The sequence below is a fragment of the Kitasatospora sp. NPDC058190 genome, from assembly GCF_042883685.1.
Lineage (GTDB): Bacteria > Actinomycetota > Actinomycetes > Streptomycetales > Streptomycetaceae > Kitasatospora.
In genome coordinates this window covers 1-15,329 of the sequence record NZ_JBHVVI010000084.1, presented here as the reverse complement: position 1 = coordinate 15,329, position 15,329 = coordinate 1, and the positions used below count along the sequence as shown (strand labels likewise).

General features: G+C 73.9%; 12 protein-coding genes. 8 read left to right on the top strand and 4 right to left on the bottom strand.

The features are described from left to right. Window positions 1-59: 59 nt before the first annotated feature. Window positions 60-1,124: a DUF2637 domain-containing protein gene (locus tag ACFVWU_RS31145; RefSeq protein ID WP_387627147.1), complete on the top strand. Its 1,065-nt coding sequence runs from the start codon at window positions 60-62 to the stop codon at window positions 1,122-1,124. Between the two features lie 76 nt (window positions 1,125-1,200). Here ACFVWU_RS31145 and ACFVWU_RS31140 read toward each other — a convergent pair whose 3' ends face one another. From ACFVWU_RS31140 to ACFVWU_RS31130, 3 genes are all read right to left on the bottom strand, one after another. After that, window positions 1,201-2,865: an esterase/lipase family protein gene (locus ACFVWU_RS31140; protein WP_387627146.1), complete on the bottom strand. Its 1,665-nt coding sequence runs from the start codon at window positions 2,863-2,865 to the stop codon at window positions 1,201-1,203. Window positions 2,866-3,078: 213 nt separating this feature from the next. Next, window positions 3,079-5,331 carry a SpoIIE family protein phosphatase gene (locus tag ACFVWU_RS31135; protein ID WP_387627145.1) on the bottom strand — a complete coding sequence of 751 codons (2,253 nt, stop codon included), beginning with the start codon at window positions 5,329-5,331 and terminating at the stop codon, window positions 3,079-3,081. Window positions 5,332-5,719: 388 nt separating this feature from the next. Beyond that, entirely contained in the window at window positions 5,720-6,235 is a 516-nt protein-coding gene (locus tag ACFVWU_RS31130; RefSeq protein ID WP_387627143.1) for an ATP-binding protein, read from the bottom strand. Between the two features lie 506 nt (window positions 6,236-6,741). Between ACFVWU_RS31130 and ureA the strand changes: the two genes are divergently transcribed. The 4 genes from ureA to ACFVWU_RS31110 all read left to right on the top strand — a co-directional run bounded on the left by ureA (window position 6,742) and on the right by ACFVWU_RS31110 (window position 10,918). Then, a complete protein-coding gene (gene ureA / locus ACFVWU_RS31125) occupies window positions 6,742-7,452 on the top strand; it encodes an urease subunit gamma (protein ID WP_387627141.1) in 711 nt (236 codons plus the stop codon). Next, window positions 7,449-9,170: an urease subunit alpha gene (locus ACFVWU_RS31120; RefSeq protein WP_387627139.1), complete on the top strand. Its 1,722-nt coding sequence runs from the start codon at window positions 7,449-7,451 to the stop codon at window positions 9,168-9,170. The genes ureA and ACFVWU_RS31120 overlap by 4 nt, the downstream gene beginning before the upstream one ends. A 19-nt stretch (window positions 9,171-9,189) precedes the next feature. Beyond that, a complete protein-coding gene (locus ACFVWU_RS31115) occupies window positions 9,190-10,239 on the top strand; it encodes an agmatine/peptidylarginine deiminase (protein WP_387627137.1) in 1,050 nt (349 codons plus the stop codon). Between the two features lie 79 nt (window positions 10,240-10,318). After that, window positions 10,319-10,918 carry a TetR/AcrR family transcriptional regulator gene (locus ACFVWU_RS31110; protein WP_387627135.1) on the top strand — a complete coding sequence of 200 codons (600 nt, stop codon included), beginning with the start codon at window positions 10,319-10,321 and terminating at the stop codon, window positions 10,916-10,918. Between the two features lie 209 nt (window positions 10,919-11,127). On the opposite strand, the gene ACFVWU_RS31105 is transcribed toward ACFVWU_RS31110, so the two are convergent. Next, entirely contained in the window at window positions 11,128-12,891 is a 1,764-nt protein-coding gene (locus ACFVWU_RS31105) for a hypothetical protein (RefSeq protein ID WP_387627133.1), read from the bottom strand. A 359-nt stretch (window positions 12,892-13,250) separates the two neighbouring features. Between ACFVWU_RS31105 and ACFVWU_RS31100 the strand changes: the two genes are divergently transcribed. The 3 genes from ACFVWU_RS31100 to ACFVWU_RS31090 all read left to right on the top strand — a co-directional run bounded on the left by ACFVWU_RS31100 (window position 13,251) and on the right by ACFVWU_RS31090 (window position 15,255). Further along, window positions 13,251-13,760, top strand: a complete 510-nt coding sequence (locus ACFVWU_RS31100; RefSeq protein ID WP_387627132.1) for a hypothetical protein — start codon at window positions 13,251-13,253, stop codon at window positions 13,758-13,760. 104 nt (window positions 13,761-13,864) lie between these two features. Beyond that, the gene (locus ACFVWU_RS31095; RefSeq protein ID WP_387627131.1) at window positions 13,865-14,527 is read left to right on the top strand and encodes a DUF3105 domain-containing protein; all 663 of its coding nucleotides are present in this window, start codon (window positions 13,865-13,867) and stop codon (window positions 14,525-14,527) included. Window positions 14,528-14,622: 95 nt separating this feature from the next. After that, a complete protein-coding gene (locus ACFVWU_RS31090) occupies window positions 14,623-15,255 on the top strand; it encodes a DUF305 domain-containing protein (protein ID WP_387627189.1) in 633 nt (210 codons plus the stop codon). Window positions 15,256-15,329 lie beyond the last annotated feature (74 nt).

Below are 15,329 nucleotides of genomic sequence, written 5' to 3'. Positions count from 1 at the left end.
ATGGTCCCCGCCATCACGACACAGGAACGCGACGCAGGAAAGCGAGGCTGGTTCCGGCGATGAAATTGTCCGACATACCGCTCGGTTGGGCCGTCACCGGGGTTGCTGGGCTACTGGTCAGCGCGCTCCTGGTGGCCCTGGCCCGGAGCCGGGGGTCCGCTCCCGCCGCCGGCGCGGATTCCTGGGAGCGTTCCGAGGAACGGCGCCGCCACAAGGAATCCCTGTACGGCGCGGCCTCGTACACGCTGCTGTTCTGCTGCGCCGGCGTCGCCGCCGCGCTGTCCTTCCACGGGCTGGTCGGCTTCGGCGTGCAGAACCTCGGCCTCTCCGGCGGCTGGGAGTACCTCGTCCCGTTCGGGCTCGACGGCGCCGCGATGTTCTGCTCGGTGCTCGCCGTGCGCGAGGCCAGCCACGGCGACGCCGCACTCGGCTCCCGGCTGCTGGTCTGGCTGTTCGCCGGCGCCTCCGCCTGGTTCAACTGGGTGCACGCCCCCCGCGGCTTCGGCCACGCCGGCGCCCCGCAGTTCTTCTCCGGCATGTCGCTGTCCGCGGCGGTCCTGTTCGACCGGGCGCTCAAGCAGACCCGCCGGGCCGCGCTGCGCGAACAGGGCCTGGTGCCCCGCCCGTTGCCGCAGATCCGCATCGTCCGCTGGCTGCGCGCCCCGCGCGAGACCTACGCCGCCTGGTCGCTGATGCTGCTGGAGGGTGTGCGCAGCCTGGACGAGGCGGTGGACGAGGTCCGCGAGGACAAGCGGGAACGCACCCTGGACAAGGAACGCCGCAAGCTGGCGGGCCGCCGCGAGCGGGCCGAGATCCGGGCGATCAACCGCAGCGGCGGCCACTGGCGCGGACGCGGTGGCGCCGCACGGCAGTTGGAGTCCGGCTCGGAGCCCGCCATAGCCGGCGGGCCCGGGGCGGAGCGGCCCGAGGCCGGCGCCGCCGGGCCCTGCGGGGACGGGCCGCACGAGGTCGGCGCGGCCGAGGGCGCCGTCGTCCAGCCGGGCCTGCCGGCCCGTCCGGAGCGGCGCACCATCGACCTCACCGCGGACGAGGACACCGTCACCCTGCCGCGGCTGGACTCGCTGGAGCGCAAGCTCAAGGACCTGGAGCAGCAGTTCGGCTGACGGCGGCTCGGCTGACGGCGGTCGGGCCGAACAGCGGTCGTGCCGACGGCGGTTCGGCTGAGCACCTCCACCGGGGTCAGGACCAGACACCGGGCGTCAGGACGACCGCCGCGCCGGCGCCGAGGAGTCGGCCCGCGCCCGGCGGCAGGGGGACGGGGACCGCGTCCTGGTCGTGGTCGAGCGGGCCGGCGCCGACCGGGTCCCGGTCGGCGATCGCGCCGGGCAGCTCGGAGTTCCAGGCCGCCCAGATCCGCAACTCACCCTCGGGGTCGTCGTTCTCGTGCCCCACGTCGACGATCAGGACGTCGTCCCAGTCCGCCGTCCGGGCGAGGTGGTCGCGCCAGGACAGCACCCCGTGCTCCTCGGTCAGCCGGGAGACCCGCAGGTGCAGCGCGTAGCGGGACGGGAGCGAGACCGGCCCGTCGGTGCCATCGGCGGGCATGGTCAGCGGATCGAGCAGGAAGACGGTGGTGAGCGGGACGCAGTCGCCGTCGGGGTCGGGCTCCAGCGCGACCGGGCAGTAGTGCGCCGCCAGCTGCTGGTCCGTCACCACCGGCAGTCCGCGGATCGACAGCTGCAGCTCGCCCTGCCGGAACGACCGGCGGCCGTCGGTCGCGGGCGGGCCTGGCTCCAGGCCCGAGAGGGCGACCGCCACCCGCTTGCGGCCGAACAGGAAGCGGCGCAGGTTCTGGTACCCCTCCTCGGAGTTGACCAGGCCGAAACGACCCGAGTGCGAACGGTGGATGTAGGCGCGGTGCGCACCGTCGACGCAGGCGTTGCCGATCGCCACCAGGCCGTCGCTCTGCGGGCCGACCACCTTCTGGGCCAGGCCGTAGTCGCCGGCGTCGGTGCCGATCACACAGAAGACCCGGTCGGTGTCGAAGTCCTCGGGCGGGATCCGATCGGCCCGCCAGCCGTCCGGGGCCTCGGTGCCGTACTCGACCCCCGGCACCAGGTAGCCGTACATCTTCTCCGGCGAGAAGATGTCGGACCCGACCGGGCCGAGGTCCTCCATGAACTCGTCGAGCAGGCCGTCGCCGACGGCGAAGCCGATCCCGCCGTGCGGGGTGCCGTAGGTGAACAGCTTGTCGACCAGGTCCTTGCCGGGGACGGTCGGCCGGAAGTCCCCGAGGCTGTCGTAGGACCACTTCTGGAGCATGCTGCGGCAGATCAGGCCGCCCATCGAGTGGGCGATCAGGTCGACCTTGTCCGAGCCGGTCTTCTCCCGGACCAGCTGGACGAGTTCGTACAGGTCGCGGGCCGCCGCCTCGATGTCGAAGTCGGCGGCCCGCTTGCCGAAGGTGTCGGCGGAGGCGTCGTAGAAGCGGTGGACCCAGACGGTCGCCGGGTCCACCGACCCGGCCGCGCAGGACTGCAGGTAGGCCCTGGGGTCACCGGACGTCAGCGGGTGGTAGCCGTCGTCGGCGAAGAGCCGGAGCAACGGGCTCTCGAACTGGTAGTACTGGGGGTTGCCGTCGCCGCCGACCCGGATGTGGGTCGAGCCGGTGTTGAATCCGTAGAAGGGGTCGTCCACCTGCTTGTCGATGCCGCTGGTACCGCCGGCGAAGCCGCGGACGTAGATCAGCGGGAGGCGGGCGGGGCCGTCGGTGGCGTAGCGGGGCGCGGCCGGCTCCTGGTGCGGGGGCGGCAGCGGGAGGGTGGGTGACTCGGCGGCTCGGTCGTCCCTGTGGTGACGGAAGATCGACACCATGGCGTGATCCTCGGGTACGGCGATGGTCATGGCTGCCCGCCTCACGTCGGCGAGCCCGGGCCACTCGCCATCGCCGGCTGCCGGGACGCGCCGGGGCGCGTGACCTGCCTTCAGGTTCGCAGACGCGACCGCCGCGCGCACCCGCTGCGCCGACGCGTGGACGACCGCCGTCGCGGCGCGACCGGACGACTCCGGACGGCAACGACCGCGACGACGGCGACGGCCGCGACGACCCGGCGGGATCTACGCCGCGCTCGCCCCGCTGAGTTCGAACCACATCCGCTTGCCGGAGCCGCGCGGCTCCACGCCCCAGGCGTCCGCCAGCGCCTCGACCAGCATCAGGCCGCGCCCGGAGGAGGCCTGCTCCCCCGGCGTGCGGCGGGTGGGCCACAGGTCGGACTCGTCCTCCACCTCGACCCGCAGCCGGGCCCGGCCGCCGTCCGAGGCCGACTCGCGGTAGAGCCGGGCGGTGAACATGGCGTCCCGGTCGGTGTGCCGGATGGCGTTGGTGACCAGCTCGGAGGAGAGCAGCTCGGCGGTGTCGATGAACTCGGCGACACCCCAGCGGCGCAGCGCGTCGCGCAGTTCGGCGCGGACCTCGGCGATCCTCGCCAGGTCGGCCTGGCCGATCCGGCGGCGCAGCTGCTGGGTGGTGACCCCGCCCGCCGGACCGTCCCAGCGCAGGAGCAGCAGCGCTATGTCGTCCTCGCGCTCGCTGGAGTCGGCGGCCTGGGAGGCGATCCGGTCGGCCAGGTCCTCCAGCGGGTCGCGGACCGCCTCCTCGGGGGCCGGCAGCGGACGGGCGAGCGCGCGGGTGAGCCGGCCGATGCCCTCGTCCAGGTCCATGCCGCGTGCCTCGACCAGGCCGTCGGTGCACAGCAGCACGGTCTCGCCCGGGTCCAGGCTGAACCGGGTGACCCGGTACTCCTGGTCCGGGTCGATGCCCAGCGGCAGCCCGCCGGCCACCGGCACGGGGGCGGCGGTGCCGTCCGCGCGGCGCACCACCGGGTCGAGGTGGCCGGCCCGCACCGCGTAGACCACGCCGTAGTCCACGTTGACCTCGGCGTAGGTGCAGGTCGCGAAGTGGTCGGTGTCCAGGTCGGCGAGGAAGCGGGAGGCGCGGGCCATCACCGCGGCGGGCGGGTGGCCCTCGGCGGCGTAGGCGCGCAGCGCGATCCGCAGCTGGCCCATGATGCCCGCGGCGTGCACGTCGTGGCCCTGGACGTCGCCGATCACCAGGCCGACGTGGCCGCCGGGCAGCGGCACCACGTCGTACCAGTCGCCGCCGATCTGCAGACCGGAGCCGGCCGCGAGGTAGCGCACGGCGGTGGTCACGCCGGGGATGGAGGGGACGGTGCGCGGCAGCATCACCCGCTGCAGGCTCGCCGCCAGCTCGTGCTCGGCGTCGTGCAGCCGGGCCCGGGCCAGCGACTGGGCGACCAGCCCGCCCAGGGTGGTCAGCAGGGTCCGCTCCTCGGCGTCCAGTTCGCGCTCGTCGTCGAAGCTGACCACGCAGACGCCGATCGCCCGGCCGCTGGCCACCAGCGGCAGGTAGGCCCAGGAGCCGCGGCCGGTGCGGCTGGTCCGCTCCCAGACGTCGGCGTGGCGCTCGCGGAACTCCTCGCGGTTGGAGACGAAGACCGGGGCGCGGTGCTTCAGCGCCTCGGCGGCCGGGTGGCCGGGCGGCAGCACGGCGCGGTCCCAGACCGCGAGCGCCTCGGAGTGGTAGCCGGAGGCGCCGAGGATCTGCGCCCGGCCGGCCTCGAAGGAGGCGAGCACCAGGCCGTCCGGCGGCAGTCCGGGCAGCGGCAGCTCGGTGAAGACCCGGGCCACGTCCCGGACGGTGACGGCCTCGGACAGGGCGCGGGCGGCCTCCTTGATGAAGCGGGAGCGCTCCTCGCGCAGCAGGGCGAGCCGGTCGGCGCGGTCGCGCTTGTGCAGTTCGACGGTGGCGTCCCAGACGAAGCCGACCATCCGGGAGGCGCGGCCGAAGGCGTCCGCGAGCACCCGGCCGCGGAAGCGCACCGCGCGCATGCTGCCGTTCGGCCCGACGGTGCGGTAGTAGGCGCCGCACTGGCCCAGTTCGGTCACGGCGCGCTCGACCCGGCGGCGCACCACGGGCGCGTCCTCGGGGTGCAGCAGGGACAGGAAGGAGGCGGCGGTGCGGTCGAAGCGGCCGCGCTCGACGTCGTCCAGGCCGATGATCGCGCAGGCGCGCTGGTCACCCTCCAGGACGTCGCGACGGATGTCCCAGTCGAAGGAGCCGATGCCGTTGGCGGCCATCGCGGGCTCCAGCCAGTCCGGCATGGAGTCGGCCGTGGCGGGCGGCAGTCCGCCGGACAGCACGGGGGCCAGCCGTCCGGCGGCGAGTCCGGGGGGCGTGCGCAGCGGGTTCCGACGGGAGGCCTGCGCGGGCGGGCGGGCGGCGGGCAGCGGCTCCACGGCGGACGCGCCGGGAGGAAGCGCCGGCCCCGGCGACTCGGGCTCAGTGGGCATGCTGCTCCTGCCGCTGCCGTGGCGGACCGCGCCGACCGTCCGGACGGGCCGCGTGGCGATGTGATGGGTCGTGCTGGATCGGTCGGTGCCGACGGACGGTGGTCAGTCGAGGTTCGGTCTCCCCGCTGCTTCCCGCACGTGGACACACATTCCCACCATCCTGGCCAATGTTCGGCCGAGCGGCAATGGCAACGGGCCGGAAATCTTGCGTTCCGCCTTCTGTTCAGAGCTTGCTTCGAGAACGGATCAATCGATGACGAACAATCGTGTGGACGGCGGGTACGAGTGGCGGCGCGGCGAGCGGTCCGACGAGCGCCGACGAGCGGTCCAACGGTCGGCCCGACGATCGGGCCGACGGTCGGCACGGCACGGGACCCGTGGTGGGGCCTCAGGGCATCGCGAGCTCGAACCAGGTGACCTTGCCGTCGCCCCTCAGCTGCACTCCCCAGGAGTCCGCGAGCGCCTCCACCAGCAGGAGGCCGCGCCCCGAGGTCGCGTACTCGGCGTCCGGATCGCGGCGGCGCCCGGGCAGCCGGCTCGCACCGTCCTGCACCTCGACCCGCAGCCGGCTGTCCGAACCGAGCACCGCGTCGAAGACCGCGCCCTTGCCGGTGTGCAGCAGCGCGTTGGTGACCAGCTCGGAGGAGAGCAGCTCGGCGGTGTCGGACAGCTCCGGCACCCCCCAGTGGCTCAGCGCCGTGCGCAGCCGGTGCCGGACCGCGCCGACCGCGACCAGGTCGGCCGGGTCGAGCGTCAGGTGCAGCCGGTGGTGCAACGCGCAGCCGGGCGCGGAGGCGCCCGACACGGTCGTCCCGGTGCCGGTGGCCGGGCCCTGGGCCTGTCCGGCCCGGTAGGTGTCGCCCGAACTCGTCCGCTGCCGCGGGAATCGCGACTGACCGTCCATCAACACATGCCCCCGCCCTCAAATCCGGGCCCCCGCCTCCGGATCCCCCGCCGGCCGGGTGGCCCCCTCGTTCTGACCACCCATCCTCATGCCCAGTTGACGGCGTTTGCAACAGTGTGCGTCCGATCACGTGGGGTGAAAGGGGCACGGGGAGGTTCACGTGATCCAACTGCCCGCGCCGGACAGGTTTGCGAAGCGCAGAGGCAGTTTTCGAGGCCGCCCCCACCCGATCCCGCGCACACCCGGCGCCCGTCCGGACCGCGCGCCCGGACACGCGCCCCCTCCTCCGCCACCGCCGCGCGCCGGATCCCGACACCCGCCCTCACCGCCGCCGCCCGCCCGACAGGCCGGACCCGGTCGGAGCGGCAACGCTGGACAGGGCGGCCCGGTCCGGGTTCAATGGCTCCGAGATGTTTGAACGACGTTCTAACGATGGTCCGAACATCACCCCATAAGCCCCCGGCCCCGAGCCGGCCCCTCTCCCGGCGACGAGCGAGCGAGGAACCGTGCGACTGACCCCCACCGAGCGGGACCGGCTGCTGATCTTCACAGCAGCCGAGCTGGCCCGTGCCCGCCGCGCCCGGGGCGTACGCCTCAACATCCCCGAGGCGACCGCCCTGATCGCGGACACCGTCTGCGAGGCCGCCCGCGACGGCCTGCGCCTGGCCGAGGCCATCGAGGCCGGCCGCTCCGTCCTGACCGCCGACGACGTGCTGCCCGGCGTGCCGGACGTGGTCACCGTCGTCCAGGTCGAGGCCGTGTTCGAGGACGGCACCCGCCTCGCCGTCGTCAACGACCCCTTCAAGGGCGCCGGCTCACTCGGCGACGAGGCCCCCGGCGGCGCGCTGATCGGCGACGGCGCCGGCTACGACCCGGTCGAGGAGACGCTGCTGATCGCCGTCCACAACACCTCCGGGGTGCCGATCTCGGTCACCTCGCACTTCCACTTCTTCGAGGCCAACCCGCGCCTGGCCTTCGACCGCGCCGCCGCCTACGGCACCCACCTGGCCGTCCCGGCCGGCTCCTCGGTGCGCTTCGACCCGGGCGCCACCGTCGAGGTCGGCCTGGTGCCGATCGGCGGCGAGCGGGTCGCGATCGGCTTCGCGGGGCTCGTGGACGGCCCGCTGGACGCGCCCGGCGCGAAGGAGGCCGCCCTCGCGAAGGCCCGCGCGACCGGCTACCTGACCAGCTTCGACGACACGGAGGTGCCCTCATGACGGCGATCAGCCCCCACGACTACATCTCCGTCCACGGCCCGCGCGCCGGGGACCGGATCCGGCTCGGCGACAGCGGCCTGATCGTCCGGGTCGAGTCCGACTCCCAGGCGCCCGGCGACGAGTTCCTGGCCGGCTTCGGCAAGACCGCCCGCGACGGCCTGCACCTCAAGCCGGCCGCCGTCCGCGACACCTGCGACGTCGTGATCAGCAACGTGCTGGTGATCGACGCGATCCAGGGCATCCGCAAGACGTCCATCGGCCTGATCGGCGGCCGGATCGCCTCGATCGGCCGGGCCGGCAACCCGGACACCCTCGACGGCGTGGACGTGGTCGTCGGCACCGGCACCACGATCGTCTCCGGCGAGGGCATGATCGCCACCGCCGGCGCCATCGACACCCACGTCCACCTGCTCTCGCCGCGGATCATGGAGGCTTCGCTCGCCTCCGGCGTCACCACGATCATCGGCCAGGAGTTCGGCCCGGTCTGGGGCGTGGGCGTCAACTCGCCCTGGGCGCTGCGCCACGCGTTCAACGCCTTCGACGCCTGGCCCGTCAACATCGGCTTCCTGGGCCGCGGTTCGTCCTCCGACGAGGCCCCGCTGATCGAGGCGCTGGCCGAGGGCGGCGCCTCCGGCTTCAAGGTGCACGAGGACATGGGCGCCCACACCCGCGCCCTGGACACCGCGCTGCGGGTCGCCGAGGAGTACGACGTCCAGGTCGCCCTGCACACCGACGGCCTGAACGAGTGCCTCTCCGTCGAGGACACCCTGAAGGTGCTGGAGGGCCGGACCATCCACGCCTTCCACATCGAGGGCTGCGGCGGCGGCCACGTCCCCAACGTGCTGAAGATGGCGGGCGTGCCGAACGTCATCGGCTCCTCCACCAACCCCACCCTGCCCTTCGGCCGGGACGCGCTGGGCGAGCACTTCGGCATGATCGTCTCCGCGCACGACCTCAAGGTCGACCTGCCCGGCGACGCCGCGATGGCCCGCGACCGCATCCGGGCCGGCACCATGGGCGCCGAGGACGTGCTGCACGACCTCGGGGTCATCGGCATCACCTCCTCCGACGCCCAGGGCATGGGCCGGGCCGGCGAGACGGTGCGCCGCACCTTCGCCATGGCCGGCAAGATGAAGGCCGAACTCGGCCCGCTGGACGGCACCGGCTCGTACGGCACCACCGACAGCGGCGACGACAACGAGCGCGTGCTGCGCTACATCGCCAAGCTGACCATCAACCCGGCCATCGCGCACGGCCTCTCGCACGAGGTCGGCTCGATCGAGGTCGGCAAGCTCGCCGACATCGTGCTCTGGCGCCCGGACCACTTCGGTGCCAAGCCGCAGCTCGTCCTCAAGGCCGGGTTCCCCGCGTACGGTGTGGTCGGCGACCCCAACGCCTCCACCGACCGCTGCGAACCGCTCGTCCTGGGGCCGCAGTTCGGCGCCCACGGCGCCACCGCCGCCGACATCTCGGTGGCCTTCGTCGCCCAGGCCGCCGCCGACGGCGCCTACCTCGACCGCCCCGCCGACGGGCTGCCCACCCGCCGCCGCCGCGTCGGTGTCCGCGGCACCCGCGGCATCGGGCCCCGCGACATGGTGCGCAACGCCCGCGTCGGCCAGGTCGAGGTCACCGAGACCGGACTGGTCTCGCTGGACGGCTCGCCGCTGCGCTCCGAGCCCGCCGACAGCGTCTCCCTCAGCCGCCTCTACTTCCTCTGATCCTCCCCTCAAGGACCTGATGATGACCACCCCCACGCCCGCCTCCCTCGGCTACCGGATGCCCGCCGAGTGGCACCCCCACGACCGCACCTGGATGGCCTTCCCGACCACCAACCCCACCTTCGACGGCCCCGAGCAGCTGCACGCGGCCCGCGAGGCCTGGGCCGCCGTCGCCGACACCATCGTCCGCTACGAGCCGGTGACGCTGATCGTCAACACCGGTGAGACGGCGGACGCCCGCCGGTACGTCTCCGAGCAGGTCGAGATCGTCGAGCGCCCGCTCAACGACGCCTGGATGCGCGACATCGGTCCGTCCTTCCTGATCGACGGCAAGGGCTCGGTCGCCGCCGCCGACTGGATCTTCAACGGCTGGGGCGCGCAGTCCTGGGCCCGCTGGGACAAGGACCAGCACATCGCCGAGCACATCGGCGAGCTGACGGGCGTCCAGCGCTTCGCCTCCCGGCTGATCAACGAGGGCGGCGGCATCCACGTCGACGGCGAGGGCACGGTGCTGGTCACCGAGACCGTCCAGCTGGGCGAGGGCCGCAACGCCGACTGGACCAAGGAGGAGGTCGAGACCGAGCTGCACGCCTTCCTCGGCACCACCAAGGCGATCTGGCTGCCGCGCGGGCTCACCCGCGACTACGACGAGTTCGGCACCCGCGGCCACATCGACATCGTCGCCTCCTTCGTGCGCCCCGGCGTCGTGGTCGCCCACGTCCAGCCCGACCCGTCCCACCCGGACCACGAGGTCTGCCGGGAGCTGGTCGCCGTCCTGCGCGCCGCCACCGACGCCCAGGGCCGCTCGCTGGAGGTCATCGAACTGCCCGCCCCCACCGTCCTGTTGGACGAGGACGGCGGGCCGGTCGACTACTCCTACATCAACCACTACGTGGCCAACGGTGCCGTCGTGCTGTGCGCCTTCGCCGACCCGCGCGACCAGGAGGCCGCCGACATCCTCGCCAAGGCCTACCCGGGCCGCACCGTCGAACTCGTCGACGCCCGGGAGATCTTCGCCAACGGTGGCGGTATCCACTGCATCACCCAGCAGCAGCCGAAGGCGCTCTGACATCCACCCCGGGCGGGAGCCGCGCGCTCCCGCCCGGGTAGCCTTCTGAGCTCCGCACCACCGAGGGAGAGCACTGCACATGGCGGACGCCCGCCCGCGCCGGTCGGCGCGCCCCCGCGAGGAGGTCTTCGCCACCGCCCGGGCCGCGATCGCCGAACACGGGCTCGCCAAGCTCACCATGGCCGGGCTCGGCAAGCAGCTCCAGATGAGCGCCGGACACCTGCTCTACTACTTCGGCAGCAAGGACCAGCTGCTGCTGGAGACCCTGCGCTGGAGCGAGGACCAGCTCGGCGCCCGCCGCCGCGAGGCCCTCGCCGACCACGCCCTCGACCCCTGGCGGCGCCTCGACGCCTACCTGCGCCTCTACCTGCCCGAGGGGCCCGGCGACCCGCGCTGGATCCTCTGGGTCGAGGTGTGGGGCCGCTCCCCCGCCAGCGCCGAGATCCGCCAGGGCCAGCAGGAGATCGAGTCCCCCTGGCAGGCCGACCTGGTCGCCCTCATCGAGGAGGGCACCGCCGGCGGCCACTTCACCCCCGGCCCCGCGGCCGACCGCGCCCTCCAACTGCGCTCCCTGCTCGACGGCCTCGCCGTCCCCATCGCCATCGGCCTGCCCGACGCCGGCCGGCCCGCCGCCCTCGACCAGGCCACCGCGGTCGCGACCATCCTGCTGCGGGCCTGAGGCACCGACTGGGCCCACCCGCGCGAGAAGTCGGACCGGCCGACTTCTGGTGCAGAACCGGTCCGCCCGCGTACGCCCTGCCCCAAGCCGCACCCCCCGCTCGGAAGTCGACATGAGACGGCCACGGCGTCCGGGGGTGGCGGGAAACGGGCACAGATCCGGTTGCGCCAGAAGTCGGATGGGCCGACTTCTGGCGCACGGGCACCGACTCACTCGGTCCAGACCGCGGCCGCCGTACGGTCGTCGGCGTAGCCCTTGGCGCGGACCTGGACCTGGCGCAGGAAGTCGACCGTGCCCGGCGGGTGGGGGTGCGCCCAGTGGGCGGACAGGAAATGGGCCACGGCGGGCTCGTCCGCGATCGGGGCGGCCAGGCCCGGGGTGCAGAGCAGCAGGATGTCACCGGGGGTGGCCGGAACCAGCCGGAAGCGGAACGGGCGCGGATCCGGTACCGGGGCGTCCGGCACCGGCGGCTGACCGTCCGGGTGGTGGAGCAACCGGGCCGCGTAGGCGTCGATCCAGTGGCCCGAACGCAACAGGTACAGCCCGCCCGGGCCGACCCCGAAGGCCGCGCGGTAGCCCGCCGCCGGGTCCAGCGACAGCATCAGGCAGTGCAGCGAGGCCGGGGACGGCGCGTCGTCCCCCTCGGCCCGGGGCACCAGCGCGCGCAGCGGGGCGGCGGCGCTGGTGGCCAGGCGCTGCAGGCCGTAGCGCAGCCGGTCCCGGGCGCCGTCTCGCAGATCGGCGGCCAGGCCCACCCGGCTGCGCCCGATCGCGGCCGCGAGCTGACGGCTGGCCTCGCCGGTGGCGGCGGCGACGGCCCCCGCGGCGAGTGTCCCCTCCTCGGCGCCGCTCGTACGGTCGAAGCCCGCGAGGACGGCGAGCAGCAGCCCGTCGGGGCCGTCGCCGAACCTGGTCACCAGCAGGCTGTCGCGGCGCGGCTCGCCCCGGTAGCGGGCGGAGTCGCCCCGGACGGAGACGGCTCGCAACACGGTGTTCCCATACTGGGCGCCCTCCAGCGCGGTGTCCGGGACGACCGCGCCGAGCGAGCCGGGGTCCGCCTCCGGTACGGCGGTGGGCTCGGGCCCGTAGGTCGGGGGGCGCTCGCCGACGTGCGGGACGGCGGGGTCGGTGTCGGTGCGCTGGGTGCGGATGGCCAGGCGGGGGTCGGGGACGGCGGGTGCGGGCTCGGGGTCGGGCTGGGGGGCGTGGTCGGGCTCAGGTTCGGGGGTGGGGGGCTTGGTGGCGGCCGGGGGTTCGGGGGTGGAGGCGGGCGCGGGTTCCGGCTCGGGGGCGGGTTCCGGCTCGGGGGCGGGTTCCGGCTCGGGGGCGGGTTCCTCGGCGGCCGGGGGTTCGGGAGCGGGCCCGGGCTCCGGCTCGGCGGCGGGGGCCGGGGCAGGCTTCTCCAGGGAGACCGGGGTGGGCGGTTCCTCGGGCTCGGGCTCGGCCACCGGTTCGGGCTTGGCCTGTTCGGCACCGGCCTCCGGCACGGGCGCGGCCTCGGACGCAGGCACAGCCACGGCCTCGGCCTCGGCTTCGGTCTCGGTCTCGGTCTCGGTCTCGGCCGCGCGCTCCGCCCAGGGCGCATCGGAGGCGAAGGACGGGGCGGGAAACTGGTGGGTCTCGGTCGAGGTGCGTTGGCGCCCTGGCCCGTCGGTCCCCCCGGTCCCCTCGCTCCCCCCGGTCCCCTCGATCACGCCGATCGCGGTGTCGAACCAGTCGTCGATGCTGTCCCGCGCCACCGCAGGCTCGGGCTCGGGCTCGGGCTCGGGCTCCGCGACGGTCTCCGGCTCCGGCTCCGCCGTGCGCTGCTGCCCGATCAGCCCGACCGCCGTGTCGAACCAGTCGTCCACGCTGCCGTCGCCAGGGTCGGCGTGCGGGGTGTCGGGGAGGGTGCCCGCCGGGCCGTCATAGACCGTGTCCCACCAGCCGTCGCCCGGCCGGGGCGGCTGTGCGGGTGCACCCTGCTTGCTCATCTGGCGGCTCCTGGTCGGTCCGTGGTCGCGCCGCCCCCGGCGGGGCCGGACTGGCGTCATTGTCTCCAAGTGCAACGACGCTGTCCGGCTTTCGGCGACAACCGGTCACCGACCGGATCATCCCGGCCACCTCGCTCACCAGCCGGTTCTCCGAGGCGCGGCCGGGCGGCGACGGGGCGGCGGCGCGACGGCGGCGGGGCCCTCGCGGGGCCGTCAGCACGCCGTCCGTTTCCGTTCCGTCCGTGCTTGCCGGATGTGCCCCGAGCAGGGCGTTTCCTGGACATTGCGGGGCATCGGCCGCCGAAAATGGGGGCCGAGGAGGGGCATCGCTTCACCCGTTCGGCTGATTAAATGTGCGCATGACCGCGTCGGCCCCCAGCTCGCCCCGACCGGGGAGGGCCGCACCGGCGGGCCGCCCGGCGGGTGCGCTGTTGGTCCTGCTGCTGGTCGCCCTGCTGACGGCGCTGCCCTGTGCGGGTCAGTCGAGCGCGTTGGACGCTCCCGTCCATCCGGCGCCGGCCCCGGTCAGCGCCGTGTCGGTGGTCAGCGCTGCCGAGGCCACCGCGGCCACTCCCCACGCCGGCCACGCCGCCAGGGCGTCCCAGCACCACCAGCGGCTCGCCGTGGAGCAGGACCACTGGATCCTGTGCACCGCCGACGGCCAGCCGCCGCACGACAACGGCTGCTCCAGCCACCCGTTCTGCCCGCAGGACGCGCAACTGCCGAACCCGCCGCCGCAACCGCAGCCCGCCGTCTCACCCCTCACCGCGCCGGCGCCCGAGGCGCTGCCCCGCGTGGTGCCCGCGGGACTGCTGGACGGCCCGCACCCGGCACCCGATCTGCACGAACTCCAGGTCCACCGGTCCTGAGCGGAACCCACCGCCGACGCTGCCCGTCGGCGGGTCCGCCCCACCCCACCACAGCCGACCGCCGTCGCCACCAGCCGTGCGCGGCGGGGACAAGGACAACCATCATGGGTTCCGCCTCGAAGCAGTCCAACAAGCCCGGCGGCAAGAACGTCGCCGACCGCCGTACGCGCATCGCCGAGCTGCGCGCCGCCGAGCAGCGCCGCGACCGCCGCAACAAGGTCATCGCCTCGGTCGCGGCCGGTGTGCTGGTGATCGGCGCGATCGCCACCGGTACCTGGATCGTCATGGACCAGAACCAGAAGAAGAAGGACAGGGAGGCCGCCGCCAACGCGGACATCCCGGGCGTGAAGACCTTCGGCGACCTGAGCCGCAACCACGTCAAGGAAAAGGTCAACTACCCGATGACCCCGCCGGTCGGCGGTGACCACAACGCGGTCTGGCTGGACTGCATGGGCCACGTCTACGACCAGCCGGTCGAGAACGAGCGCGCCGTCCACTCGCTGGAGCACGGCGCGGTCTGGGTGACGTACAACGGCAAGGCCACCCCGGAGGACATCAAGACCCTCTCCGACAAGGTCAAGAACACCCCGTACTCGCTGATGAGCCCCTACCCGGACGAGCAGGGCACCATCACCCTGAACGCCTGGAGCACCCAGCTGATCGTGGACAGCGCCAGCGACCCGCGGGTGAACCAGTTCTTCACCAAGTACGTCCAGGGCAAGCAGACCCAGGAGCCGGGCGCCTCCTGCACGATGGGGCAGATGTGACCGCCGACGCGACCCGCCCCGAGAAGGCCTCGGCGGCGGACTCCCCGGAGCCGGACCCGACCGGGGAGCCGACGGCCCGTCCCGGCCGCCGGCGGCTGTGGTGGCCGGCGGCGCTGGCCGCCGCGGTGGCGCTGGCACTCGGGGCGCCGGCCCTGGTGGCGAGCGGGACGTCGGCCTCCGGCACGGCCTCGGTGGCCGTCCCGGCGGACGACTCGCCCGAGGCCGGGTTCGCCCGCGACATGGCGACCCACCACCAGCAGGCGGTGGACCTGTCGTTCATCGTCCGGGACCGCACCGGCGACGAGCCGACCCGCACCCTGGCCTTCGACATCATCAACACCCAGGCCAACCAGCGCGGGATGATGACGGGCTGGCTCGACCAGTGGGGACTGTCGCAGCACTCGACCGCCAAGCCGATGGCGTGGATGAAGATGGACCACGACTACGCCGCCCACGACGGTTCGCTCATGCCCGGCATGGCCACCAACGCCCAGATGGCGAAGCTGCGTTCGCTCAGCGGGCGGGACGCCGAGGTGTACTACCTGCAGCTGATGATCGAGCACCACAAGGGCGGCGTCGAGATGGCCCAGGGTTATGTGGACCTGGCGAAGAACGACGTCGAGAAGCGGCTCGCCCAGTCGATGGTGGTCGCCCAGACCTCCGAGATGGAGCTGATGACCGACATGCTCAAGGAGCGCGGCGCCGCCCCCGGCGTCCCCGCGTCCTGACAACTACTGTTCCCCGGACGGCCGGGGAACGTGCTGTTTCCCCGGACGGCCGGGGCGCTGCGGCGGTCCCGTAC